Genomic DNA, 25,141 nt, shown 5'->3' on the forward strand with positions numbered 1-25,141 from the left:
GATGGACTTCGAACCGATCGCCGTCGTCGGGCGCGGCTGCGTACTGCCCGGCGCCTCGGACCCCGACCGGCTCTGGAGGAACGTCCTCGCCGGTGAAGTGAGTCTCGGTCCGGTGCCGGCCGGCCGCTGGCGCGTCGCGCACCGCTGGGTCATGGGCGGCCCCGACGACTCCTCGGACCGGACCTGGAGCGATGTCGGAGGCTACGTCCGGGACTGCCCGCCGGCGTCGGGGTGGGCCACGGCGCGCCTCGCGGTGGAACCCCCTGGCAGCGGACACCGGCCGCCGGCCGCGGAACCCGATGACCTGGGTCCGCTCCTCCAGTGGACGCTGCACGGTGTCGGTTCGGCCCTGCGCGAGGCCGGCCAGGAGCGTCTGCTGCCCCGTACGGGTTTGATCATGGGGAACCTCTCCTATCCCCCGACCGGCCTGGCCGCCTACGCCGAACATGTCTGGCGCGGGACCGGGAGCGAGCGGCCGCATCCCTACCACCGCTTCTCGTCCGGGCTTCCGGCGCGACTCACGGCGCGGGCCCTGGGACTGGGCTGCGGCGGACTGGCGCTGGACGCCGCCTGCGCGTCCTCGCTGTACGCGATCGCCCTGGCCTGTGAGCAGCTTCAGGACGGGCGGGCCGACCTGATGGTGGCCGGTGGCGTCAACGCCGCCGACGCTCTCTTCCTGCACATCAGCTTCTGCGGTCTGTCCGCGCTGAGCCGCACCGGGCGCAGCCGCCCCTTCGAGCGGGGCGCCGACGGACTCGTACCCGGCGAGGGGGCCGCCTTCGTCGCGCTGATGCGGCTGAGTGACGCCCTGTCGGCCGATACACGGATTCTGGGAGTCGTCCGGGGCGTGGGCCTGTCCAACGACGGGAGAGGCCAAGGGCTGCTGGTGCCGTCCGTGGCAGGGCAGCGGCGGGCCATGGAGGCCGCCTACCGGGCGGCGGGCGTACCGCCGCAGAGCGTGGGCCTGCTCGAATGCCACGCCACGGGCACGGCGATCGGTGACGCCGTGGAGGTCCGCAGCACCGCCGGGGTCTTCTCGGGCTGCGACGACCTGCCCGTCGGCTCCGTCAAGTCGAACATCGGTCACACGATCACCGCTGCGGGAGCGGTGGGGCTGCTGAAGGTTCTGGGGGCGCTGGGCAGCGGTGTCCGCCCTCCCACCCTGGGGGTCGAGGAGCCCTTGGCGGAGCTGGAAGGGACGCCCCTGCGGCCGCTCCAGGAGGCCGAGGACTGGTCCGGGGCCCGGCGCGCCGCTGTCAGCGCCTTCGGTTTCGGCGGCAACAACGCCCATCTGGTGGTGGACGCCTGGACGGCCGACGACACGGGTGGTCCCGCGCTGCCGGCCGCCCCCGCCGGCGCTTCCCGCCGGCGTGAAGAGGCGAACGGGCCCCGGCCGGCTGTCGCGGTGGTGGCCGTGGGCGCCAGGGTCGCCGACGGCGGCGACGCGGCCGATCTGTCGCGGTCGCTGATGCGGGGTGAGCCCCGCCCCGGCCGGCGTTCCACCGTCGATGTGGCGCTGGACGGTCTCCGTTTTCCGCCACTCGATCTGCACGACACCCTGCCGCAGCAACTGCTGGTGCTGGAGGCGGCCCGGGAGGCCGCGGCCACGGTCACACTGCCCCGGGACGGCACCATGGTGCTGGTCGGCATGGGCTGCGATCCGGAAGCCGCCCGCCCCATAGCACGCTGGCGGGTGCCGGAGTGGCTGCTCACGCCGGAAGAGGCGGCCGACGAGGCGCGTACGGCCGAACTGCGGGACGCGGTGCGGCCCCCGCAGACCTCGGCCGCCGTGATCGGGGCGATGCCCAACATCGTCGCCAATCGGATCAACGCGCAGCTCGATCTGGCCGGGCCCAGCTTCACGGTGAGCGCCGAGGAGGCGTCCGGTCTCGCCGCCCTGGAGATCGGGGCGCGCGCCCTGCGGGCCGGGAAGGCCGACGCCGTCCTCGTGGGTGCGGTCGACCTGTCGTGCGAGCCGGTGCACCGGGCGGCCCTTGCCGAGGCCGGTCTCGACGCCGCCCCGGGGGACGCGGCCGTCGTGCTCGTCCTGAAGCGGCTCGACGACGCCCGGCGGGCCGGGGAGGCTGTCCTGGCGGTTCTCGACGAGGACGGCACCGGACCGGCCGGTCTGACGGTGGGCGACCCGCGGCCGGACGGCGAATCCGCCGCGCCCGCCGGGCAGTCCCCGCAGGCTGACGGGACCGGCCCCGCCGCGGGCCTCGATGCGGCGGGGGACCACTTCGATCCCTGTGCGCTGTACGGCCGCGCGCACGCCGCGAGCGGACTGCTGTCGGTGGCGGTGGCCGTGCTCGCCCTCCGCCACCGTGCTCGCCCAAGGGCCGGGGCAGCGGCCCTGCCGGCGCTGGAGGAGGACATGTCCGCCGAGGTCACCTCCCTGCCTCTGGGCGGCGGACCGGCCCGGACGCGGCTGCGCGCGGAGGATCGCGCCCCGTTCGTCGATGCCCCGCCACCACGCCTGTCCGTGTATTCGGGGCGGGACCGCACCGAGGTGCTGGGCGCGCTCGCGGCCGGGCGGGAGTCCGGCGCGGGGCCGGCCCGGCTGGTCCTGTGCGCGGCCTCCCCGGCCGAACACGCCGACCTCGCCGCGAGGGCCCGCCGCTGGCTGCTCGGCCAGGGGGTGCGCCCCGTCGGCGCCGCCTTCCGCGAACGGCCGCTGGAGGGGGACGTCGCCTTCGTCTATTCCGGCGGTTCCATGGCCTATCACGGCATGGGCCGGGAGGTGATGCTCGCCTTCCCGGACCAGCTGGACGCCGTACGGGAGCGGGTGGGCGACCTGCGGTCCGTCGTCGGCTGGGCTTTCACCGCGCGAGAAGCCGCCCCACCGCACCCCCTGGACCAGATCGGCGGCGCCTCCGTGCTGGGGCAGTTGCACACCCGTGTCACCTGGGACCTGCTCGGCCTGCGCCCGCGGGCGGCGCTGGGCTACTCCTCGGGTGAGTCGGTCGCCCTCGCCGCGCTCGGGGCCTGGCGAGACGTGGCGCCCTTGCTCACCGAGGCCCGGGACTCGGCGCTGTTCACCCACCAGGTCGTCGGGGCCATGAAGGTGCCGCGCCGGGCGTGGCGGCGTCTCGGTGTGCCGGCCTCGGGCTGGGCGAGTCACATCGCGGAGGCGTCGCCGAACCGGATACGGGTGGCCCTGGCCAATGAGCCGGGGGTGCACCTCATGGTCGTCAACGCGCCGGACTCCTGCGTCTTCGGCGGACCGGCCGAAGGCTGCGACCGTGTGCTGAAGCGGCTCCCTGACGTGCCCACCCTGCCCGTCGGGTATCAGATCGCGGCACACGTACCCGAGATCGAGGAGGTGCGGCACGAGTGGTGGCAGTTCCATCACCTGCCCACTCACCCCGTCCCCGGTGTGCGTTTCTACACCTGTGCGTCCGACGAGTGGTACACCCCGACCGCCGACACGGCCGCCGACGCGGTGACCACTCAAGGGCTGGGCCTCATCGACTTCGCCCGGACGGTGGAGCGGGCCTGGGAGGAGGGGGCACGGATCTTCGTCGAGCACGGTCCGCGCGGCCAGTGCTCCGGCTGGATCGGCCGCACCCTGGGCACGCGCGAGCACCTCGCGGTGGCGCTGGACGCCCCGGAGGGACGGGGTGTCCGTCAGATCTTCCACGTGGCCGCCGAGCTGACGGCGGCCGGGGTCGACCTCGACACGAACGCGCTGTACCGCCACCTGGCCGGGTCCGGGCCCGTGGCACGCTCCGCGGGACGACTGCTCACACTGGCCGCGCACCCGCCGGAGATCCGGCTGCCGCGGACGCGGCCGCACGGGCAGGGGATGGCTCCGGCGCCCGATCTGGCTCCGCCCCCCGAACCGGCTCCGGCCCTCGGCGAGCCGACGCCCGCAGCGTCGCCGGCCCTGGTGGGCGGCGTCACGGAGGCCCCCCTTCCCCCGCTTCCCCCGTCGGCGTCCGTTCCGTCCGGGGCCACCGCCGAGCCCGCGCCGATGACCTCGGTCCCCGCCGTGGGCGAGGGCGGACACCGGGCTCCGGACGAGAGGTGCGTCCAGGACGGGCACGGTGGCCTAGCGGCGATGGCCGTGGTGCACGCGCAGCTCGTGGCCGAGGCGCACCGCGGGTTCCTTGCCTCCCAGGCACAGACGCACGCGCGCTATCTCGCCGCACAGCAGTGGGCCGCGGAGCTGGCCGCCCGGGCGAGCCGTGTCACGGCCGGGGTCGCCCCGGCCCCGCCCGCCGACCGCGTTCCGCCGGTCACGCCACCCCTCACGCCGGTCACGCCCGCTCTTCCGGTGCCGGCCGCCGCCACGGCACCCGTGGCGCCGCCCGGCTCTCCCACCGCGGCAGCCTTCCCCATAGCCGGTCCTCGTGAGCGGGCGGCGGACGACGGACCGCCGCAGGAGGCCGGCCGGGGGGAGCCGACAGGTCCGGCCTTCGGCAGGGCCGAGCTGGAACGCCTGGCCACGGGACCGGTGTCCGAGCTTTTCGGCCCGCGGTTCGCCGCCCAGGACCGGTACGCGCTGCAGACCCGGATGCCCGCGCCTCCCATGCTGCTCGCGGACCGGGTCACGGGAATCGACGCGGAACCCGCGTCCATGGGTACGGGCACCATCTGGACGGAGACCGACATCCGGCTCGACAGCTGGTACCTGGACCCCACCGGCCGTGTCCCGGCCGGAATCATGGTCGAGGCGGGCCAGGCCGACCTGCTGCTGATCAGCTGGCTCGGTGTGGACCTGCTCAACCGGGGCGAGCGGGTCTACCGTCTGCTCGGCTGCGAACTGACCTTCCACGGCAGTCCGCCCGGCCCCGGCGAAACCCTGCGCTACGAGATCCACATCGACGGCCACGGCGAACACGGCGGCGTGCGCATCTTCTTCTTCCACTACGACGCCTACGTCGGTGACGAACTGCGGCTGTCCATGCGAGAGGGACAGGCAGGGTTCTTCACGGCCGACGAACTGGCGAACGCGAAGGGCGTGTTGTGGAAACCGGAGGACAACCCGCCCGATCCGGCACGTCCGGCCGACCCACCCGTCGTGCCGGGCGCCGTCCGCGCCTTCGGGCCGGCGCAGGTCCGTGCGTTCGCCGAGGGCCGGCCCGTCGACTGCTTCGGCTCCGACTGGGAGTTCACCCGCTCCCACATCCGCAGCCCGCGCATCGGGGACGGACGCCTCCGGCTGCTGCACAGCGTGCCGGTGTACGACCCGGAGGGCGGGCCATGGGGCCGCGGATACCTGCGCGCCGAGACCCCCGTGTCGCCCGACGACTGGTCCTTCGAGGGACACTTCCCCAACGACCCCTGCATGCCGGGCACTTTGATGTTCGAGGGCTGCCTCCAGGCGATGTCCTTCCACCTGGCCGCCGCCGGCTTCACCCTCGACCGCGACGGCTGGCGCTTCGAACCCGTCAGCGGCGTTGCGTACCCCATGTTCTGCCGGGGCCAGGTCACTCCGGACAGCCGGCTGCTGACGTACGAGGTCTTCGTGTCCGAGTTGTCGGCCGGACCGGAACCGGTGCTGGTCGCCGACGTCCTGTGCTCGGTCGACGGGGTCCGGGCCTTCCACGTCCGCGGACTGGGTGTACGTCTCGTCCCGGACTGGCCGCTCACCCACTGGCGCCGGCTACGGCCGCCCGCCGTGCAGACCAGCGGTGCTCCGGTCCCCCACCGGGAGCTGGCGGGCCTGGCGGACCACCGGGAGAGCACCGTGGTCGCGGAGGTGGACGGATTCCGCTACGACTACGCGGCCATGATCGCCTGTGCCTGGGGCCGGCCCAGTGAGGCGTTCGGCCCGGCCTACGCGCCCTTCGACAGCACGCGGAGGCTGGCGCGGCTGCCCGGACCGCCGTTCCACTTCATGAGCCGGGTGGTGCGGGCCGAAGGGCCGCCGTGGGTCATGGAGCCCGGCGCGGCGGTGGAGGTGGAGTACGACGTCCCGGAAGAAGTCTGGTACTTCGAGCAGAACGACTTCACCGGTGCGATGCCCTTCAGCGTGCTCATGGAGGTGGTGCTCCAGGCCAGCGGCTGGCTCGCCTCCTACGTCGGCTCGGCGCTCACCAGCGACAGCGATCTGCTCTTCCGCAACCTCGACGGCACCGGCACCGTCCACCGCGAAGTGACCCCCGGCATGGGCGTGCTGCACACCAGGACCACGCTGCGGGAGGTGTCCCGCAGCGGGGAGATGATCATCCAGTCCTTCGAGGTGGAGTGCGCCTGCGCCGGCGAACCCGTGTTCTCCCTCACCACGGTGTTCGGCTTCTTCCCGCCGAGCGTCTTCGACCACCAGGTCGGGCTTCCCCCGACCGATGAGGAGTCGGCGCTGCTCTCCGCCGACAGTCCCTTCGCCGTCGAACTGGGCTCCCGTCCGCAGCGGTACTTCTCCGGCCCCCTGCGTCTGCCCGGTCCGATGCTGCTGATGCTCGACCGCGTCACGGGCTACTGGCCGGACGCCGGAAGTGCCGGCCTGGGACGGCTGCGCGCCGTGAAGGACGTGGACCCCGCGGAGTGGTTCTTCCAGGCCCACTTCTTCCAGGACCCCGTGCAGCCCGGATCACTCGGCGTCCAGGCCATGTGCCAGCTCCTGCAGTTCTACGCCGTCGAACGCGGACTCGGTTCCGGCTTCCCGGCCCCGCGGTTCGAACCCGTCCTGACCGGCCGGGCCGTGAACTGGAAGTACCGGGGCCAGGTCACACCGCGCACCGGGCGGATCACCGTCGAGCTGGAGATCCGCGAGGTCGTCGAGGACGAGCACGAGGTACGCGTGACCGCCGACGGCTGGCTGTGGGCCGACGGCACCCGCATCTACCAGGTGCGGGGTCTGGGCATCGGCATCACCTCCGGCACTACGAGTGCTACTGAACCGCCCCGCTGCGCGCTTGTGAACATGGACGGAGACGCACATGGCGAGTGACCAGGGCTTCGCGGACACACCCGACATGCCCGGCCCGGTGGATTTCGGCGCGGAGGCCGTGAGCCGAAACCTGGGCATCCTGAGCGACCGCGAACAGGCCGCGCTGCGGGCGGCGACCGTACTGGTGGCCGGTTGCGGCAGCGTCGGCGGCGCGGTGGTCGAACCGCTGGTGCGCCTGGGCGTCAACCGCTTCCGGCTCGCCGACCCCGACCGTTTCGATGTGTCCAACCTCAACCGGCAGGCCTGCGTGGTGGAAGACGTGGGCAAGGCCAAACCCGAGGTGCTCGCACGCCGTGTGCAGGCGATCAACCCGTGCGCCGAGGTCCGCGTCTACGCGGAGGGGCTGACGCTGGAGAATCTCGATGAAGCGCTCGACGGTGCGCACATCGCCTTCGATGCCATCGACCCCGCGATGTCCTCCTGGGTCAAGTACCAACTGCACGCCGGCGCCGCCCGGCGGGGTATCCCCGTCGTCGCCGGAGTGGACTGGGGCGGGAAGCCCGCGGTGTTCGTCTTCGACTACCGACGCAACCCCGTGCCGTTCCACGGGAAGGCCACCGCCGAATCACACCGGGAGAACCGGTTGTGGGACTCCGTGCGGTGGTTCGGCAGAACCCACTTCCCCACCGACTACCTTCCCGTGCTGTCCGACCGGCTGGAGAACGGGGGGACCTGGCCGCAGATCTCCTACTGCGTCATGGCCATGGGCGCGCTCAGCAGCAGGGTCATCGTCGACCTGCTGATGAATCGCCGAGTGCGTCCCGTCGTCACGGTGGACCTGCACGCCGCGGCCATGCCCTGGACGGCCGCGGTGGTGTACCGGGCACGCATGCCGCTGGAACTGGCACGGACCCTGCGGACCATACGCCGAGTGACCCGGAGCGGCGGTGCGTCGCAGCCCGTCGTGAGCGGACCGGAGCGGCGCCGGCTGCCTCAGGGACTCGTTCCGCTGCTGGAAGGCGCCCGGCTCGCCCCTTCGCCGTACAACTCCCAGCCGTGGCATTTCGACATCCTGGACGACAAAACCATCGGCCTGGCGCCGCAGACCGGACGCTGGCCCGCGGCCGCCCCGGACCGGCTGGGCTGGGCCGAAGCCCTCGGCTGTGCCCTGGCCGCCATGTCCGTTCTGGCGCACGGTGACTGGGAACCCTCCGCGTCCGTCGCCACCCGACTCACGCAGATGGCCGACGGCCCCTCGGACTCCGAGTCGGATACGTCCGTCGGCCGGTTCCATCTCGATCGTCTGCGCGGCGGCGTCCTGATCCGGCAGGGCGTGCTGGGCTTACGCAGCACCCACCGCGGCGACATGTTGCGCACGCCGATCGAGAACACCACGGCGAAACTCATCGAGAAGCTGTGCGTCGACCGGAAGATCACCCTCGACATGGTCACCGGTGCCGCGGCGCTCGACCGCATGGCCAGGGCCGAACACGGTGCCCTCACAGCGATCGACCCCGGCCGGACCGAGGAGGTCTGGACCTGGCTGCGGGAGCGTGCCCGCACCCCGTCCGGCCGTGGCTCCTTCGGTGCCGCTCACGACCTGTTCGCCACCGCCGGCGTCACCGGGTTCCTCGCCCGGGCCGTGGACGGGGTGTCGGTCCCCAGGCAGGTGGCGGGCCGCACGCTGATCGGCGCGGTCGCGCGAGAACGCGCTCGACTGCTGCGCCACTGCGGAGCTGTGCTCGTGCTGCGCGGGCCCCGCAGGACCGTCGGAGACCGGATCAGAGCCGGGGAGTCCCTGATGCACGTGTGGCTGGCCCTGGTCGAAAACGGATACGCCGCGCAACCACTGCGAACGGAGTTCAGCCCGCTGCCGGCCCCGTCGGCGTTCGGCCTCCCCGGTGACGACCAGGTCCTGGCGGTCCTGCGTGTGGGCAGAGCCATCGTGCCACCTGCCGCCAAGGCGGTGCGCTGCCCGGTCGAGTCGTCCGTGCGATGGCTCGACCAGACAGCCGACCAGCGTCCGGCCGACCACTCCAGCCGTACCAGCCCGGGACGTCCGTACCTCAACCCGTAGTGCTTCACACACCCGCGAGGTAACGAAATGAGTGACCAGCACCTCACCGAACTCGCCGAGTTCGCCCGCCGCAACTCCCCCTATTACCAGGATCTCTACGCAGGCGTGAAAACGGACGGGCCCCTCCTCCCCGAGGATCTCCCCGTCATCGACCACGCCGGTTTCTGGGCGGCCAACACGCTCCGGAACAATCGGGTGCTGACCTCGCGCCAGGTCGACGGCGTCGTCTTCAAGACCGGCGGCACCACCAACGACCCCAAGATGACCGTCTACACCCGGGCCGAGCTGCACGCCATGGCGCGACTGCAGGGAGACGGTTACGCGGAGGCCGGTCTGCGTACCGGTGATCGTGTCGCCAACTTCTTCTACGCCGGGGAGCTCTACGCCAGCTTCCTGTTCAACGTGCTGTGTCTGCAGGAGACCTCGGTCCCGGTCGTCCACCTGCCGATCGCGGGGACCCCTTCACCCGCCACCATGGCGGAGATGATGGCGGAGCACGAGGCGACCGTCGCTCTGTCCACACCGACCACCCTCAGCCAGGTCGCGGCGCACCTCGTGGCCCAGAACGAACAGTTGCCGTCCGTCCGTCTCTTCCTGTTCGGAGGCGAGGCGTTCTACGAGGACCAGCGTCCTCTGATCGCCAAGGCCTTCCCCAACGCGGATGTCCGCTCGCTGGGGTACGCCTCCGTCGACGCGGGCGTCCTGGCCGCGCCCGTCCGGGGCGAACCGGACGCCCGCGTCCATCGCGTCCACCGGCTGCAGAAGTCGCTGGAGATCGTGGACGGGAACACCGGCGAGCCGATCCGGGAACCGGGACGGCCGGGGCGGTTGCTCGTCACCGACCTGGTCCGGCGGCTGATGCCGATCATCCGGTACCCGGTGGGCGACACGGCGGAATGGGTGGACTACGAAGACCGCCGGTTCCGCCTGCTGGGCCGGTCCGAGGAAGGTGCCCGGGTCGGACCGGTCACCGTCTACGTGGAGGACCTGCGGGCGGTGGTGGAGGAGGTATCGGGTCACCAGCTCATCTCGGGGATACAGGCGGTGCAGCGCCGCCGGGACTCCAAGGACGAACTGGCGTTGCGGATCGCGGGTGAGATCAGCGACGCCCAGCAGCTCGCCGCCTCCGTGATCAGGCGTTTCGAGGAACTGCGCCCGATGTTCGCCCAACACGTCCGGGCCGGTCTGATCAACCCGCTGAAGGTCGAGTACGTCCCGCTGTCGGAACTGGAGGTCAACACGCGCAGCGGCAAGATCGTCCGGCTGGTCGATCAGCGCCTGGACTGAGCATGGCGGCAAGACCCCGACCACAACGGCCCGAACGCCCGTACGTGAGGAGAACCCGTCATGCTGCCACTCGGTGTGGCCACCCGCAGGTCACCGTGGATGACCGAAGAACTGTCCGCGCTGCGTGATCTGGCACGCTCCTTCTGCGCGAAGGAGATCGCCCCGTACCGGGCCCACTGGGAGGAGACCGGCCAGGTGGACCGGGAGCTGTGGCACAGGGCCGGTGCCGTCGGTCTGCTCTGCCTGAGCGTGCCCGAACAGTACGGCGGCGGAGGCGGCGGCATCGCTCACGAGGCGATCATCCACGAGGAGCGCGCCAGAGTCGGCGACACCGGCTGGGGTGTCGGCGTGCACAACAGTGTGGCGGCCCACTACCTCTCCGCCTACGGCACACAGGAGCAACGACGGCGTTGGCTGCCGCGCATGGCCACGGGTGACCTGGTGGCCGCGATCGCGATGACCGAACCCGGTGCCGGCTCCGATCTCAAAGGCATCAGGACCGCGGCCGTCAGGCACGGCGATCACTACGTCGTCGACGGCTCGAAAACCTTCATCACCAATGGCCGCCAGGCCGACCTGATCATCGTGGTGGTACGTACCCGACCTGGCACCGACCGTTCCGGACTGTCCCTGTTGGTGGTGGAGACGGCACAGGCGGCCGGGTTCAGCCGTGGTCCGGCGCTCGCCAAGGTGGGGATGAAGGCGCAGGACACCTGCCCGTTGTTCTTCGACGGTGTCAGGGTCGCGGCCGACAACCTGCTGGGCGGCGTCGAAGGACAGGCGTTCGCCCAGATGATGCAGCAACTGCCGCGCGAACGGCTGGTCGTGGCCATCGACTGCGTGGCCGTCATGGAGCAGGCTCTGGCCTCCACCGTCGAATACGTCAAACAGCGGACAGCGTTCGACCGCGAACTGATCCGGTTCCAGAACACCCGGATGAAACTGGCCGAGGCGGCCACCGAGGTGACCGTCACCCGCACCTTCATCGACGAGTGCATCCAGCGGTTCGACAGCGGCGCACTGGACGACGCCACAGCCTCGATGGCCAAGTGGTGGGCCTCGGACCGGCTGGGCCGCGTGGTCGACGAATGCGTACAGCTCTTCGGCGGCTACGGATACATGACGGAGTACCCGATCGCGCGCGCCTTCGCCGACGCCCGGGTGCAGCGCATCTTCGGCGGCACGAACGAGCTGATGAAAGAGCTCATCGCCCGCTCCCTGTGAGATCCGCCCCACGAGGGCAGGTACCGCGGCCGGCGCAGATCCTGCACCGGCCTCACCGGCCCACAGTCAGGAGACTCCGCAGATGTCGGACACATCGGCTTCCCGGAACGAGCCGGAGGCCGTCGTCGCCAAGGTGCTCGTCGTGGGCGGCTCCGGAGGCATCGGCAGCGCGGTCTGCCGCGCCCTCGCCGACGACGGCCGTGACGTGGCACTCACCTATCACCGCAACAAAGAGGCCGCCCTGCGGACATACGAGGACGTGGTGGCACGGGGCCGCAGCGCGTCGGTCCATGCCCTCGAACTGACCGACGAGACCGCGGCCGCCGATCTCGTCGCGGAACTCGGTGCGCAGGCACCGCTCGGCGGCCTTGTCTACGCCGCAGGTCCCTTCGCGGCCATGCAGTACGTGTCCGAGACCTCACCCGGCCGGTTCCGGGAACAGGTCGCCCAGGACGCGGTGGGGTTCTTCAACGTCCTTCAGCCGCTCCTGCCCCAGTTGCGCCTCACCTCCGGAGCGGTGGTCGCCGTGACCACCGCCGCGCTGCGCCGGTACGCGAAGAGGGACGTCCTCTCGGTCGGTCCCAAAGCGGCCGTCGAAGCGGTCGTACGCGCGGTCGCCGCCGAGGAGGGACGGTACGGAGTACGGGCCAACTGTGTCGGCGCCGGCGCGATCGAGGCGGGCATGTGGGACGAGCTCAAGGGACGCTACTTCCCTGATGAAGTACTGGAGACCACGTTGCGCGCCATCGCCCTGCGCCGGTTCGGTACCGCCCAGGACATCGCCGCGGCGGTCGGTTTCCTGATGTCCCCGCGGGCCGACTGGATAACCGGGCAGTCCCTGGGGGTCGACGGCGGATATGGCCTCTGAGCTCTGCCTCCGCGGCTCTCAGGACGAACGGGCGCGCGCCCCGGGTGCCTCCCTGAAGCCGCTTCCAGCGCTCGTCCTCGTGATCGACGAGTGGATCCGTTGTCAGGTCATCGTCGCGGTCGGTATGCGGGCGTTGGTGATTGGACGGCCGTCCCGTTCACATCTGCTGTCCCGAAGGCGCACCGAGCGCCCGGCCGCGCCCGGCCGGGGTGCCCGAAACGCCGTACGGTCTTCCGCCGCCTCAGCCCGAGGCCGCCCGCGCCGGGACCGGGGTCGGCGCGGGGGCGGTCGGGGGATGGCCGAACAGCTCGGTGAGGGTGTCGAGTTGGAGGCTGATCGCATCCAGGGCGGCGTGGGCGGTGGCCACCTCGGGCGATCGGGTACCGTCGGCCGGGGCTTCGGGGCCCGCCGGGGCCGCCAGGGGGGTCGACGGGGCCGTCGGGTCCGACCGGTCCCCCGGGGCCGGCGACGCCGCCGGGGATTCCCGGCCGGGCAGTACCTCGGGTGCCGTGCCGTCCCCGGCCGGATCCACGGTCGTGCCGTCGGCCGAGTTCACGGTCGTACCGTCGTCGGACGTGACCGGTGCCGGGGTCGGGCGGCGTCCGATCGCGCGGCGGACCGCTACCCCGTGCGCCGCGACCTCCCGGAGCCGAAGCGACAGCCCGGGGTCGGCGGCGACCGCGTCCGGCGCCGCCGTGACCGCCGTGGCGTAGGCGCCCAGCGGCTCGGCGCACCGTCCCAGCGCGGCCGGTGCCGCCAGGATCGCCAAACCGCCCTTCCGCCACCGCGCGGCCGGTGCCGACGGCACCGGGAGCGACTCCGCGACGCGCAACGGGGCTGCCGCCAGCTTCAGTTGCTCCAGCCGGAACAGGAAGCGGGCCCGGGTCACCCGTACCGCCCGGGTGTCGTGCGGGTCGGCCGACAGGACCTCGCCGAGGCCGGCCAGGGCCGCCGCGGTGCGGGATCGTACCGTCCCCGAGGTGCGGATGGGCAGGACGAGCCAGGAGGCGGCGATCCCCAGCACCGCGCCGACCGCGATCCCCGCCAGCCGGGTGTGCAGCAGGCTTCCGGGATCCTGGCCGAACCAGTCGTAGAGCAGGGAGAGCACCGCGGTGACGCAGCCCGCCCAGTACGCGTAGCTCAGCTCGCGCAGCCAGGTGGCGACGGCGAGGACGCTGAAGATGATGACGACCACGGTGTCCGAGCGTGGGCCGAAGGAACCGGCGACCGCCCCCGCGACCACCGTGCCCGCCACCGCGCCCAGGGTCCGCCAGACGCCCTTGACCAGAACGTCTCCCCGGCTGCGCGCCCCGCTGCCGACCAGGAACGCGGTGAGCACGACCCACGTCCAATGGTCCGGCCACAGCGCCCGCCCGAGCGCGAACGCGGCGCCCAGCGCGGCCGCCGACTGCAGGGCCATGCGGGTACTGGCCCGCAGGCCGGGACGGTCCGGTACGGGCATCGCGGCCACCGAGGCGGACGGCGGGCGGGGGACCAGACCGGTGCGGTGGCCGACCCAGGTGACCACCGTCCCCCAGGCGACCGCGAACAGCGCGGTCAGCGCCGCCCAGCCGGTGGGCGCGTGTCCCTGCGCGGGGGCGACGCCGCCGGGCACGACCAGGACGGCGACCAGTGGCAGCACCACCAGCGTGCCGGCCCGGGTCGCCCGGATCCCGAACCGGCGTACCCAGACGGAGGCGGCGACACCCAGGGTGAACAGGACGTCGCCGGCGTCGGGGTGGTCGTGGATCAGCGTGGTCAGTTCCATGCCGCCGGCCGCCGCGCAGGGCAGCACCAGGCAGGCGATCAGCCGGTCGGTCCGGTCGTGGACGCGCTGGACGCGGGCGAAGGCCGAGGAGATCACCACGGCCTGGACGACGCTGTCGACGTACAGACCGGCCCGGTTCTCGATCCACAGCGACCAGCCGTAGGTGCCGAGCACGGTGGTCATGCCGAGTGCGGTGGCGCGCAGCAGACGGCCGCCGGGGTCGAAGTGGAGAGCGCGGTGGAGAGCCTGGCGGAGACTTTGACGCAGCCGCACCCAGAAACTAAGCATCACGTAACATCATCGCCACTCCGGTGCCACTCCTATGCCCTCAAGAAGGGGTAATGCGGAGGGATTCGTGTCGCGCGGAGAGGTCTACCCGCCCGCATTTAGTAAGTGATATCTTACTCATGTGACGTTGCAGAGGCCAGGGCGTATCCCCGGAGCCGGGGAGGAGGCCGAGGAAACCCCTCGGGTGGGGGACACGGGTGGCGTGGGCGGCACCCCTGGAGCGGCCGGCGGCCGAGAGTCCGCCGAGATCCGGCAGGGGGTCGTGCGGCTCGCGCGCCGGCTCAGCGCCGAGCGGCCGGCGGAGGGGCTGAGCCTCAACAAGAGCAGCGTCCTCGCGCATCTGCGGCGAGGCGGGCCGATGTCCGCCGGGGCCCTGGCGGCGGCCGATCACCAGCAGCCGCAGTCCCTCACCCGGGTCTTCGCCGAACTCGAACGGGACGGGCTGATCAGCCGTGCCCGGGACGAACACGACGGCCGGCAGCGGGTGCTGGAGCTGACGGAGACCGGCAGGGACGCCCTCGCCGAGGACATGGCGCGGCGCGACGCCTGGCTCGACGTGGCCCTCGCCGACCTCACCGAGACCGAACGCCAGGTGCTGCTGCTCGCCGCCCGCCTGTTCCGGCGGCTCGCCGACTCCCCGGCCGAACTGCCCGCCCCCGCACCCCGACCCGCACCCCGATCTTCACCCTCACCCGCACCCCGATCTTCACCCCCACCCACACCCCGATCTTCACCCTGGCCCTCACCCCCGCCCTCACCTTCACCCTGACGAAGGGGCACCCGTGTCCTGGTCCGATCACGCCATCTGGTGGCAGGTCTATCCCCTGGGCTTCCTCGGCGCCGAGCGCGCCGCCCTGTCCTCCGGCTCCGTCCCGGTCCACCGGCTCCCGGCACTCACCGGCTGGCTGGACCACCTGGTGTCCCTCGGCTGCAACGGGCTCGCGCTGGGCCCGGTGTTCGCCGCCGAGACCCACGGTTACGACACAGTGGACCACTTCCGGATCGACCCCCGCCTCGGCACCGAGGACGATCTGACCAAGCTGGTCGAGCGGGCCGGCGAGCGCGGCGTACGGGTCCTGCTGGACGGCGTGTTCAACCATGTCGGCCGGTCCTTCGGGCCGTTCGCCGATGTCACGGCCCACGGCGCCCGGTCCCCGTACGCCGACTGGTTCGTCCCGGAGGGCGACGAATACAAGGTGTTCGAGGGCCACCGCCACCTGGTCGCCCTCAACCACGCCGCCCCGGCGGTCGCCGACCACGTCGTCTCCGTCATGGAGCACTGGCTGGACCGGGGGATCGCCGGCTGGCGCCTCGACGCCGCGTACGCCGTGCCACGCCCCTTCTGGCGCGCCGTCACCGACCGGGTCCGGCGAAGCCATCCGGGCGCCTGGTTCAGCGGCGAGGTCATCCACGGCGACTACACCGCGTATGTCACCGAGGGCGGCCTCGACACCGTCACCCAGTACGAACTGTGGAAGGCGGTCTGGAGCTCCCTCAACGACACCAACCCGCACGAACTGGCCTGGGCCCTCAAACGCCACAACGCCTTCCTCGACGTCTTCGCTCCCCAGACCTTCGTCGGCAACCACGACGTCACCCGTGTCGCCAGCCGGCTGCGCGAACCACGCCACCTCGCGCACGCGCTCACGCTGCTGTTCACCCTCGGCGGTGTCCCGTCGGTGTACGCGGGGGACGAACGGGCGATGCGCGCCGTCAAGGAGGACCGGGTGGGCGGCGACGACGCGATCCGGCCCGCCTTCCCCGCGGATCCCGCCGGGCTGGAGGAGGAGGGGCTCGACGTCCAGCGGCTGCACCAGGCGCTGATCGGGTTGCGCCGCCGCCACCCCTGGCTGGTGCGCGCCCACACTCGGGTCCACACCCTGGGCAACGCGGCGCTCTCCTACACCGCCGTCGACCCGGCGGGGGGCTCCGCCGTCGCCGTCGCCCTCAACTTCGGCACCGCGCCGGTCACCGCGGGGGTCCCGGCCGCCCCCTGGGCGCACGCGGCCGGCGACACCGTCATCGAGCCGGGCAGCGGTACGGCCGTACTGCCCCCGCTCGGCTGGTCGGTCGCCGCCTCGGCGGTGGCGCCGGACTGACCCGGACGGCGTCGAAAAGGTGATCACCCGACGCCCGGCACCACCCGTTGATTTCCGATGGCGAAGCAGTGAGGGAAGAAGCAGTGAGGGAAGAAGCAGTGAGGGAAAGGGGATGGCAGGTCGGGGGCGGTAGGTGACATGACCGACGGGATCGGCCGGTTTCCTCTTCGGTTATTTCGGCGCGACAATCGCGCTTGTGTCGCCGCCGATCCGCTGATTGATTCGTCGGCCGATGCGTCGGCCGATGCGTCGGTCGATGCGTCAAAAGCGACGGCCGTTCGTACGGAATTTCCCGTGCCCGGGGGCGGCGCGGCGCGTCCCGCCCCTCAACCCGGTTCCGCGTTCACCGCCCGCGCCCAGGCCCGCCGCCACTGGACGACATGCTGGCCGTGCTGTCCGCAGGCCCGGACGAAGGCGACCAGCAGTTCCTCCGACGGCATCCGCAAACCGGCCAGCACGTCCGCGACCGTGCTTCGCGGCAACGGGCCGGCACCCAGTTCGCGCGCCCGTCTCTGCATTTCCCGCAGCGAGGGCTGACCCGCCGCCAGCCGCACCCGGTGCATCGCCTCCAGCAGGTGGGCCGGGTGGTAGACGAGTTCCAGTCGGCGCCCCGCCCGGGGGGCCGCCGGGGGCTGCGGACCGCCGGCCGCGGACTCGGCGCCCACCGCCGCTCGTTCCCAGCGCAGCCGCGCCTCCCGCCGGGTCGCGCCGCAGACCTGCGCATACGTCTCCACCACCTGCTGGCGCGGCAGGGCCGCCCCGCTGTCGGCCCGGCACAGGGTGACCGCCGAACAGGCGGGCCCGACGACCCGTGGCCGCTCCGTCAGCTCCGACATCTGCCGGTACGTCAGCCCCGCGCGCTGCCTCAGCGCGCGGAGCCACTGCGCCAGTTCCTCGTACCGCGCGGACGACGGCACGGCTTCTCGCAAGCGAACCACCACTGCTCCTCTGGACGGCAAGACCCTTGGACGTGCGGCTGGATGTGCGGCGTTTCGACGATTCACCGGCGCCGTGCAGGCGCCCGAGGAGTGCAGACACGCAAGCTCACGGCGCGGACGGATCGCGCATGGATCGCTCGGGCCGCTCGTCGATCGGACAGGGACTGCTGGGATCGGTCAGGGGCCGGGGCCGGTTATGGACCGCTCGGATTGCTTACGGATCACTTACGTACCGGAATTGACTTTCCTGGACAACCTTATGGACGGGTCCGTTGAGGGGTCAAGAAGACTTTACTCAGCTTTACCGGCAAACCCTCTTGCGGCTGCGCCTGGCGACCCCTTGTTTCAATCCGTCCGGGAAGTGGAGAAACCAATTCCGTCGATCGACCAGTTTCTTTTTCCGGTAGCTGACTCGGACGCCCCGGAAGGTGTCCGGCGCCCGGCATCCGACGCGGCTTGCCGCCGCATTCCGCGCTCTGTTGGCATGGGTGAGCCGGCCGATCTGGCCGGGTCGACAGTGCCCCCTCATCGAGGCGGGCCGCGCCCATCCACGAAGGAGTTCTTCGATGACGACCGCTTCCCACGCCACCCTCGACGAGATCATCGAGCTGATAAAGGAGGTCAAGCCGGGGATCGCCGACCAGGCTGTCACCGCCGACCAGTCCGTCGTCGAGGACCTGGGCCTCGACTCCCTCGACCTGCTCCAGCTCTCCCGGCGTATCAACCGCCAGTTCGGCGCCGAATTCGACCTCGACAGCTGGAACGCCGAGGCCGACGACCACCGCCGCAGCGTCGCCTCCATCGCCGCCGCCGTCGCGGCCGGCAACCATGCCTGAGGCGGCCGTGCCCGAAGCCGCCGCGAAGGGGGCCAGCGCGACCGGGGCCGCCGTGCCGGGGGCCGCCCCGGCCGGGGCGGCCGGCGCCGGGGCACCCACGACCCCCCGGGTCGCGCTGGTCACCGGCGGCTCGCGCGGGATCGGCGCCGCCATCGCCCACCGCCTCGCCGCCGACGGCCTCACCGTGCACCTGGTGTGCCGCAGCGCGCGGGACGCCGGACTGCGGGTCGTCAAGGAGATCGAGGAGTCCGGCGGCCGGGCGGTCCTGCACCAGGCCGACGTCGGCGTCGAGGCCGACGTGGCGGACCTGGTGGAACGGGTCACCGCACAGGAGGGCGCACTGCACGTCCTCGTCAACAACGCCGCCGTCATCGACGACCAACTGCTCGTGGTGACCCGTACCGCCCGTTGGGAGAACGTGCTGCGGACCAACCTCACCGGCCCGTTCCTCACCAGCCGCGAGGTCCTGCCCGTCATGCTCGACCAGGGCTGGGGACGCATCATCAACATCTCCTCCAACTCGGCCCGCACCCCGGGCCCCGGCCAGAGCGCCTACGCCGCGTCCAAGGGCGGTATCGAGTCGCTCACCCGCGCCCTCGCGGTCGAGGTCGGCCGCAAGGGCATCCGCGTCAACTGCGTGGCGCCCGGCAAGGTCCGTACCGAGATGACCTCGGCCGTCGCCGACAAGCTCGGCTCCGACGGGGACGGCACCCGCTGGGGACTGCCCGAGGACATCAGCGGACTGGTCGCCTTCCTCGCCGGCGACGAGGCCGACTACATCCAGGGCCAGACCTTCACCGTCGACGGCGGACGCATGGTCATGCGCAGCCCCGGCACCGGCCGCCGCCCACGCCGATGAGGCCCACGAAGGCGCCGGAGGCGATGAGAGCGATGAGAGCGATGAGGGAGAGGAGGCGGCTGTGGGGGCCGTGAAGTACTGGGAGGACCTGGCGCAGGCGCCCGTACGGCGGTTCGGACCCGTGGTGTTCGACGAGGCGCTGCTCGATCAACTGCTGGACCTGATGGGCGAGAAGCACCCCGTGCACGACAGCGACTCGTTCGCGCACGGCACCGACCGCCGGCGGCGCATCGTGCCCGGCGGATTCATCCACTCGATCACCTCCGGCTGGGTGGTCCAGCACGGCTCGCCCGCCGCGATCGTCGGGATGCGGCGGATGGGCTGGGACTTCGTACGGCCGCTCTACCCCGACACCCCGTTCTGGTTCACCACCGCCACCGACCGGGCCACCCCGATCGACGACCGGCTCGGCCTGATCGACACCACCCGCCGGGTCTTCGACGAACACGACCGGACCTACGCCATCGGACGGATGAGCGTGGTGCTGCTGCGCCACGCCGCCGTTCCCGCGGCCGAGGCGGCGACGCCGACCGCAATCCCGACCGGAAGGGCTCAGTGATGGACAGTCAGTACCAGCCGCTCAAGGGCAAGGTGGCCCTGGTCACCGGCGGCTCGCGCGGCATCGGCGAGGGCATCAGCCGCAAGCTCGCTTCCTGGGGCGCCACCCTCGCGATCAACTACGTCGACCGGGAGGGCCCGGCGAAGGAGCTCGCCGCCGAACTCGCCGACCAGGGCACCGAGGTGTCGCTGCACCGCGCCGACCTCAGCGACCCCGCGCAGATCCAGAACCTGATCGACGAGATCGGCGCCGTCCACGACGACCTGCACATCCTGATCCAGAACGCCGCCGCCACCAAGTTCAGCCGGCTGGAGGACGCCACCCTCGGCGACTGGCAGTTCGTGCAGGACACCAACTCCCGTGCCACCTGGCTGCTCGCCAAGTACGCGCTGCCGCTGATGAAGAACCGCCCCGGCGCCCGCTTCATCACCATCACCAACTCCACCACCACCCGCATCATCCCCCGGGCCGGCCTGTTCGCCGCCGCCAAGGCGGGCCTGGAGTCCCTGACCGACTACCTCTCCTACGAACTCGCCCCCTACGGAATCGTCGCCAACTGCGTCCGCCCCGGCCTGGTGCAGACCGGCGTGTTCAAGGTGCGCCCCGACTTCGCGCACGGCGTCAAGAAGGAACTGTCGGTGTCCCCGTGGGACGGCGACAGGATGACCACCCCGGAGAACAGCGGTGACGTGGTCGCCCTGCTCTGCCTGCCGGAGGCCGACTGGGTCGCCGGGCAGACCATCACCGTCGACGGCGGCTACCGCCTGTGGGGCGGCATCAGCGGTGGAGGCCGGCGTGCCGAGTGACCGCGGCCCGGACGACGCCCCGGGCCGTACCCCCTACGACGCCTCCGCCGGGATCGTCGTCACCGGCACCGGAGTGATCTCCCCGGCGGGCCTCGGCGCGGCCCGTCTGTGGGAGGCGATGGCGGCCGGCAAGACCTTCTTCGGCACCGGTGACCACGACGGGCCGGCCCCCGCGCTGCCCTGGCCGACGGCCGCCGTCGACACCTCCGAGATCGGCTGGCCGCAGGGCACCGTCTGGGCCAACGCGGGCAAGTACGCCAATCAGTCCGCCCGTTGGGCCGTCGCGGTGGCCGGGCAGGCGCTGGAACAGGCCGGGATCACGGGGGACACCGAGGACGTGCGCGGCGGCACCGTGATGGCCGTCGGCAGCAGCGGCGACGAACTCAGTGAGGTCATGCCCCGGCTCGCCTCCCGCTTCCGCGACGACCCCCGCCCGCTCGCCAAGTTCCTCCATGACGAGGTCCCCGACTACTCCTACATCCGCGGCATCCCCTCCCAGCTCGGCCAGTTCGTCTGCCTCGCCAGCGGCTTCCGCGGCTCCAACGTCGCCGCCTACGGCGAGTCCGCCGCGGGCGGCACCGGCGCGCTCGCCCTCGCGGTACGGCTGCTGGAGGACGGCGAACTCGACCGGGTCCTGGTGGTCGGCGTGGCCGGCCCGCTGTCCACGACCTCACTGGCCGCCTTCGACGCTCACGAGGCGTTCGGCACCCGCGCCACCGCCGGTGCCGGCCCCTTCGGCACCGGCCGCGCCGGCACCCTCCCCGGCCAGGGCGCCGCCGCCGTGCTGCTGGAACGCGCCGACCGGGCACGGGGCGTACCGCTCGCCCGGTTCCTCGGCTGCGAGGTGCTGGCCGCCCGCGACCCGCAGAGCGCGTCCGAGTACGCGGTCGACGCGGTCCTCGCCGACGCCCCGCCGCCCGACGCCTGGTGGGCGCACGGCGCCGGCTCCCGCACCCTGGACGCCGTCGAGGCCCGTACGGTCACCACACGGGCCGGCACCCTGCCGGTCACCGGCTCCAAGGGCACCATCGGCAACGCGTTCGAGTGCGCGGCGCTCCTCGACACCGCCCTCGCGGTGGAGAGCCTGGCCCGCCGCGAACTCCCCCCGGTCGGCCTGCTCGACCGCCCCGACCCGGCACTGGGCGCGCTCGACCCGGTCCTCGGCGGACCCCGCCCGCTGGGGGACGGTACGACCGTCCTGCTCACCGCCTTCAACCAGGGGCGCGGCGCGGCGGCGGCGGGGGCGGCGCTGATCGCGGCGGTGGCCGGCACCGACGGGACAGGCACCGCAGAAGCAGAGGGAGAGGCACCCGCATGAGTTTCCCGAGTCACGAGAACCCCGGCACCGAGGATCCCCTGGACCGTCCCGACGACATCGTCATCACCGGCCTGGGCGTGGTCACCCCCATCGGCGGCGACGTCGAGACCTTCTGGTCGGCCAACCTGGAGGGCCGCTCCGGGATCGTCCTGGAGGAACGGATGGACACCCGGGGCCTGCCCTGCGGCTGGACCGCCGGACTCATCCCGGACGACGTCAAGGACAAGGTCCGGGCCGGGCACGGCGCCCTCGACCGCTCCTGGGGCGACACCCTGATGCACGCCTGCGTCGAACAGGCCCTCGCCGACGCCGACTTCGCCGGCCGGCCGCCCGCCGACGGCCCGGCAGCCCTGGTCTACGCCCGGGTCTGGCCCGGCCCCACCGGCTCCTTCCCCCAGGACTACGTCACCCATATGGCGGACCTCGCCGACCGCTACGACGCCGTCGGCAACGACGCCGTCGGCATTCTCGAACGCCTCCGCGGCAGGCGTCTCTCCCTGGAGACCCAGGACCTGTCCGCCTTCCCCCGCGAGATCGCCGAACGCCTCGGCACCGCCGTCCTCCCGGTCCGGCTGGAGGCCACCTGCTCCGGCGGCCTGCGCGCCATCGCCGAGGCGGCCCGGCTGCTTCGCTCGGGCCGTGCCGAGTACGCGGTCGTCTCAGCCGCCGTGTCCCGTAACACCCCCTATGTGCTCTCCCAGTACGGGCAGTTGATGGCGCTGTCCCGCTGGAAGGGCGACCCGGGGCAGGCGTCCATGCCGTTCGACAAGCGCCGTACCGGCATGGTCATCAACGAGTCGGCGGGCGCCCTCGTCCTGGAGACCGCCGCGCACGCCGCCCGGCGCGGCATGACCCGTCCGCACGCCGTGATCGGCGGCTGGGGCCTCGCCGTGGACACCGCCCATATGACCGCGCCCCGGGTCGAGATGATCGAACGGGTCATGCACACCGCCCTCGCCGAGGCCGGGGCGGAGCCCGACGACGTCGACTCGGTCAACGCGCACGGCACCTCCACCCGCCTCAACGACGTCACCGAGGCCCGCGCCCTGCACCAGGTGTTCGGCGAGCGCATGGCCGAGATCGACGTCTGCGCCGTCAAGTCGCTCACCGGGCACGGCTCGGCGGCCTCCGGCGTGGTGGAGACCGCGGTCGCCGCGCTGACCCTGTGCCGGGGCGTCGTACCGCCGGTGGTGACCTGCACGGAACCCGACCCGGCGTGCGGGGTCAAGACCTCGCTCACCCCGGTACGGCGCCCGGTCGCCGCGGTGCTGAAGAACTCCTTCGGCTTCGGCGGCCAGTACGCGTCGATGCTGTTCCGCCGGCCCGCGACGCCCCGCCCGGCGCCCGGGCAGGCACCGTCGCACGAGCCCCAGCCGGCATGAGCGCCGCGGCCGTGGACCGGCTGGACCACGAGGAGATCGAACCGGCCGGGCGCCACCTCGCCACCGTGGTGTGGCTGCACGGCATCGGCCAGGTCCCCGGCGACCTGGCCGAGGTGGCCGGCCGGCTGCGGCTCGCGGAGGCGGGCGTGCGCGGGGTCTTCCCGCGAGCGCCCGTCACCGCGCCCAGCCTCCTCACCGGACTCCCGGTGACCTGCTGGTTCCCCCAGAGCGTGCTGGCGATCGACCGTATCGACACCGAGGGCCTGCACGCGGTACGCCGCCCGCTCGCCGCCCTGCTCACCGGGGAGGCCGAGCGGATCGGCGCGGACCGGGTCCTGCTCGCCGGCTTCTCCCAGGGCGCCACCGTCGCCCTCACCCTCGCGCTGTCCCACCCCGAGCCCCTGGCGGGCGCCGCCCTGTACGCCCCCTACCTGCCCCCCGACCTGCCCGCACTGCTCGACGGAGGGCGCCCGCACCCGGCCAACGCCGGGCTCCCGGTGTGGATCGGGCACGGGGCGCGGGACTGGGTCGTCCCGGAGAGCAGCGGCGAGAGCCTGCGCGACCTCCTCCGCTCCTGGGGCCACCCGGTGACCTGGCAGCGCTACGCCGACGGCCACGAACCCTTCGCGGGGGTACGGGCCTCACTGCCGGCCTTCCTCACCAAAGCCCTCGACACCCCCGTACCACACGTCCCGGGCCCGCCCCGTCTCCCCCCGAGCCGCCGGCCCGGACTGGACTGACAGTGACCGCTTCCGGCTTCATGACGGTCACGACCTTCACGACGGGCCCGGCGTACGGCGTACCGGGGGAGTGGACGCTGCCGCGACCAGCGTCGGACGGCCCGTACACGGCGACGATCGCTGTACCGCGGGACGTCCGTACCGGAGACGACAAGGACTGGAAGGTTGTCGAGATTGTCCGCACCGATTTCAACGATGCCGTCGGCCATGCCGTCGACCAAGCCGTCGACCACGGCTGATCCTGTATCCGGGCGGGTGCCGGTGCCGGGGGCGGTGGTCCCCGCGACCGCCCTCCTCTTCCCCGGCCAGGGTGCCCAGCGGCCCGGGATGGGCGAGCCGTGGCGGGACACCGCGCACTGGAAGGTGGTCGACCAGCTGTCCGAGGCCTGCGACCGCGACCTCGGCCGGCTGCTGCTGCACGCCGACGCCGCCGAACTGACCCGGACGGACAACGCCCAGATCGCCACGTTCACCCTGGAGATGGTGATCCTCGACGCGCTCGACACGGCCGTCGGCGGTGCCCGGCCGGCCGTGTGCGCCGGGCACAGCCTGGGCGAGTTCGCCGCGCTGACCGCCGCCGGGGTGCTCACCCTGGAGGACGCCGGCCGGCTGGTCTCCGAACGCGGCGCCGCTATGGCGGAGGCGGCCCGCCGGGTGCCCGGAACCATGGCCGTGCTGGTCGGACCCGGTGTCGCCGCCCACGCCGAGCGGCTCGCCGCCCGGCTGCGGGCCGGTGCCGAGGCGCAGATCTGGGTCGCCAACCTCAACGGCCCCGCCCAGGTCGTGGTCTCCGGCACCGCCGACGCCGTCGCCGCGCTGGCCGAGGAGGCGGAGGCGGCGGGCACGCGGGCGGTCCGCATCCCGGTCGGCGGGGCCTTCCACACCCCGCTGATGGCGGCGGCACGCCCCCGCCTCGCCGCCGCTGTCTCCGCCGTCGCGCTGCACCCCGCGCACTGCCCGGTGATCGCCAACGTAGACGCCCGCGCTCACCGGAGCGACCCCGAACGCTGGCGGGACCTGATGCTGCGGCACCTGGTCATGCCAGTGCGCTGGGCGGGCTCGATGCGCACCCTCGCCGCGGTGGCCCGGGGCCCGCTGCGGCTGGCCGAACTCGGTCCCGGCAGCACGCTCAGCGGACTCGCCCGCCGCCTGCTGCCCCCGGAGGTGCCAGTCCGTTCGGTCGCCACCCCGGACCAGTTGGCGGCCCTGGTATCCGACTGGTGGCCGGCGGACGCAGCCTGACCGGGCCCGCCACCC

Annotated in this window: 18 protein-coding genes; 16 read left to right on the forward strand and 2 right to left on the reverse strand. The window is 72.6% G+C overall.

Features of this window, described 5'->3' with window-relative positions; all coding sequences use genetic code 11:
- The first annotated feature begins 1 nt into the window (after position 1).
- The 5 genes from OG352_RS35980 (at position 2) to OG352_RS36000 (ending at position 12,291) form a co-directional block, all read left to right on the forward strand.
- On the forward strand, positions 2–6,895 hold the full coding sequence (locus OG352_RS35980) for a beta-ketoacyl synthase N-terminal-like domain-containing protein (protein ID WP_329222659.1): 6,894 nt from the start codon (positions 2–4) through the stop codon (positions 6,893–6,895).
- A complete protein-coding gene (locus OG352_RS35985) occupies positions 6,885–8,912 on the forward strand; it encodes a ThiF family adenylyltransferase (RefSeq protein ID WP_329222661.1) in 2,028 nt (675 codons plus the stop codon). The genes OG352_RS35980 and OG352_RS35985 overlap by 11 nt, the downstream gene beginning before the upstream one ends.
- Positions 8,913–8,939: 27 nt before the next feature.
- Positions 8,940–10,199, forward strand: coding sequence for a phenylacetate--CoA ligase family protein (locus OG352_RS35990; protein WP_329222662.1), 1,260 nt, complete (start codon positions 8,940–8,942; stop codon positions 10,197–10,199).
- 60 nt (positions 10,200–10,259) lie between these two features.
- Positions 10,260–11,423, forward strand: a complete 1,164-nt coding sequence (locus OG352_RS35995; protein ID WP_329222663.1) for an acyl-CoA dehydrogenase family protein — start codon at positions 10,260–10,262, stop codon at positions 11,421–11,423.
- 82 nt (positions 11,424–11,505) lie between these two features.
- Positions 11,506–12,291, forward strand: coding sequence for an SDR family NAD(P)-dependent oxidoreductase (locus tag OG352_RS36000; protein WP_329222665.1), 786 nt, complete (start codon positions 11,506–11,508; stop codon positions 12,289–12,291).
- A gap of 241 nt (positions 12,292–12,532) precedes the next feature.
- On the opposite strand, the gene OG352_RS36005 is transcribed toward OG352_RS36000, so the two are convergent.
- The gene (locus tag OG352_RS36005; protein ID WP_329222667.1) at positions 12,533–14,347 is read right to left on the reverse strand and encodes an FUSC family protein; all 1,815 of its coding nucleotides are present in this window, start codon (positions 14,345–14,347) and stop codon (positions 12,533–12,535) included.
- A 184-nt stretch (positions 14,348–14,531) separates the two neighbouring features.
- Between OG352_RS36005 and OG352_RS36010 the strand changes: the two genes are divergently transcribed.
- Positions 14,532–15,116, forward strand: coding sequence for a MarR family winged helix-turn-helix transcriptional regulator (locus OG352_RS36010; protein ID WP_329222668.1), 585 nt, complete (start codon positions 14,532–14,534; stop codon positions 15,114–15,116).
- A 13-nt stretch (positions 15,117–15,129) separates the two neighbouring features.
- A complete protein-coding gene (locus OG352_RS36015; RefSeq protein WP_329222670.1) occupies positions 15,130–16,446 on the forward strand; it encodes an alpha-amylase family glycosyl hydrolase in 1,317 nt (438 codons plus the stop codon).
- A 326-nt stretch (positions 16,447–16,772) separates the two neighbouring features.
- Here the strand turns inward: OG352_RS36015 and OG352_RS36020 are convergent, their stop codons facing one another.
- Positions 16,773–17,384: a helix-turn-helix domain-containing protein gene (locus OG352_RS36020; protein WP_329222672.1), complete on the reverse strand. Its 612-nt coding sequence runs from the start codon at positions 17,382–17,384 to the stop codon at positions 16,773–16,775.
- 566 nt (positions 17,385–17,950) lie between these two features.
- Here OG352_RS36020 and OG352_RS36025 point away from each other — a divergent pair.
- The 9 genes from OG352_RS36025 to OG352_RS36065 all read left to right on the forward strand — a co-directional run bounded on the left by OG352_RS36025 (position 17,951) and on the right by OG352_RS36065 (position 25,126).
- Positions 17,951–18,220 carry a phosphopantetheine-binding protein gene (locus OG352_RS36025; protein ID WP_329222673.1) on the forward strand — a complete coding sequence of 90 codons (270 nt, stop codon included), beginning with the start codon at positions 17,951–17,953 and terminating at the stop codon, positions 18,218–18,220.
- A gap of 7 nt (positions 18,221–18,227) precedes the next feature.
- Entirely contained in the window at positions 18,228–19,079 is an 852-nt protein-coding gene (locus tag OG352_RS36030) for a 3-oxoacyl-ACP reductase family protein (protein ID WP_329222674.1), read from the forward strand.
- 61 nt (positions 19,080–19,140) lie between these two features.
- The gene (locus tag OG352_RS36035) at positions 19,141–19,638 is read left to right on the forward strand and encodes a MaoC family dehydratase (RefSeq protein WP_329222676.1); all 498 of its coding nucleotides are present in this window, start codon (positions 19,141–19,143) and stop codon (positions 19,636–19,638) included.
- Positions 19,638–20,444, forward strand: a complete 807-nt coding sequence (locus OG352_RS36040; protein WP_329222678.1) for an SDR family NAD(P)-dependent oxidoreductase — start codon at positions 19,638–19,640, stop codon at positions 20,442–20,444. The genes OG352_RS36035 and OG352_RS36040 overlap by 1 nt, the downstream gene beginning before the upstream one ends.
- Entirely contained in the window at positions 20,434–21,762 is a 1,329-nt protein-coding gene (locus OG352_RS36045; RefSeq protein ID WP_329222680.1) for a beta-ketoacyl synthase N-terminal-like domain-containing protein, read from the forward strand. The genes OG352_RS36040 and OG352_RS36045 overlap by 11 nt, the downstream gene beginning before the upstream one ends.
- Complete coding sequence (locus OG352_RS36050; protein ID WP_329222682.1) at positions 21,759–23,144, forward strand: beta-ketoacyl-[acyl-carrier-protein] synthase family protein; 1,386 nt, start codon at positions 21,759–21,761, stop codon at positions 23,142–23,144. The genes OG352_RS36045 and OG352_RS36050 overlap by 4 nt, the downstream gene beginning before the upstream one ends.
- Positions 23,141–23,884, forward strand: a complete 744-nt coding sequence (locus tag OG352_RS36055; protein ID WP_329222684.1) for an alpha/beta hydrolase — start codon at positions 23,141–23,143, stop codon at positions 23,882–23,884. Before OG352_RS36050 ends, OG352_RS36055 begins: the two co-directional genes overlap by 4 nt.
- A gap of 20 nt (positions 23,885–23,904) precedes the next feature.
- Positions 23,905–24,123, forward strand: a complete 219-nt coding sequence (locus OG352_RS36060) for a hypothetical protein (protein ID WP_329222686.1) — start codon at positions 23,905–23,907, stop codon at positions 24,121–24,123.
- Positions 24,092–25,126, forward strand: coding sequence for an ACP S-malonyltransferase (locus OG352_RS36065; RefSeq protein ID WP_329222687.1), 1,035 nt, complete (start codon positions 24,092–24,094; stop codon positions 25,124–25,126). Before OG352_RS36060 ends, OG352_RS36065 begins: the two co-directional genes overlap by 32 nt.
- Positions 25,127–25,141: the final 15 nt, after the last annotated feature.

Origin of the sequence: Streptomyces sp. NBC_01485 (assembly GCF_036227125.1) — a bacterium.
Taxonomy (GTDB): domain Bacteria; phylum Actinomycetota; class Actinomycetes; order Streptomycetales; family Streptomycetaceae; genus Streptomyces.

Excerpts from the sequence above, each read along its gene's own strand:
- OG352_RS36055 (WP_329222684.1), top strand. The coding sequence starts at position 23,141 with ATGAGCGCCGCGGCCGTGGACCGGCTGGACCACGAGGAGATCGAACCG.
- OG352_RS36005 (WP_329222667.1), bottom strand. The coding sequence starts at position 14,347 with ATGCTTAGTTTCTGGGTGCGGCTGCGTCAAAGTCTCCGCCAGGCTCTC.
- OG352_RS36065 (WP_329222687.1), top strand. The coding sequence starts at position 24,092 with ATGCCGTCGACCAAGCCGTCGACCACGGCTGATCCTGTATCCGGGCGG.
- OG352_RS36050 (WP_329222682.1), top strand. The coding sequence starts at position 21,759 with ATGAGTTTCCCGAGTCACGAGAACCCCGGCACCGAGGATCCCCTGGAC.
- OG352_RS35985 (WP_329222661.1), top strand. The coding sequence starts at position 6,885 with ATGGCGAGTGACCAGGGCTTCGCGGACACACCCGACATGCCCGGCCCG.
- OG352_RS35990 (WP_329222662.1), top strand. The coding sequence starts at position 8,940 with ATGAGTGACCAGCACCTCACCGAACTCGCCGAGTTCGCCCGCCGCAAC.
- OG352_RS36060 (WP_329222686.1), top strand. The coding sequence starts at position 23,905 with ATGACGGTCACGACCTTCACGACGGGCCCGGCGTACGGCGTACCGGGG.
- OG352_RS36000 (WP_329222665.1), top strand. The coding sequence starts at position 11,506 with ATGTCGGACACATCGGCTTCCCGGAACGAGCCGGAGGCCGTCGTCGCC.
- OG352_RS36040 (WP_329222678.1), top strand. The coding sequence starts at position 19,638 with ATGGACAGTCAGTACCAGCCGCTCAAGGGCAAGGTGGCCCTGGTCACC.
- OG352_RS35980 (WP_329222659.1), top strand. The coding sequence starts at position 2 with ATGGACTTCGAACCGATCGCCGTCGTCGGGCGCGGCTGCGTACTGCCC.
- OG352_RS36025 (WP_329222673.1), top strand. The coding sequence starts at position 17,951 with ATGACGACCGCTTCCCACGCCACCCTCGACGAGATCATCGAGCTGATA.
- OG352_RS35995 (WP_329222663.1), top strand. The coding sequence starts at position 10,260 with ATGCTGCCACTCGGTGTGGCCACCCGCAGGTCACCGTGGATGACCGAA.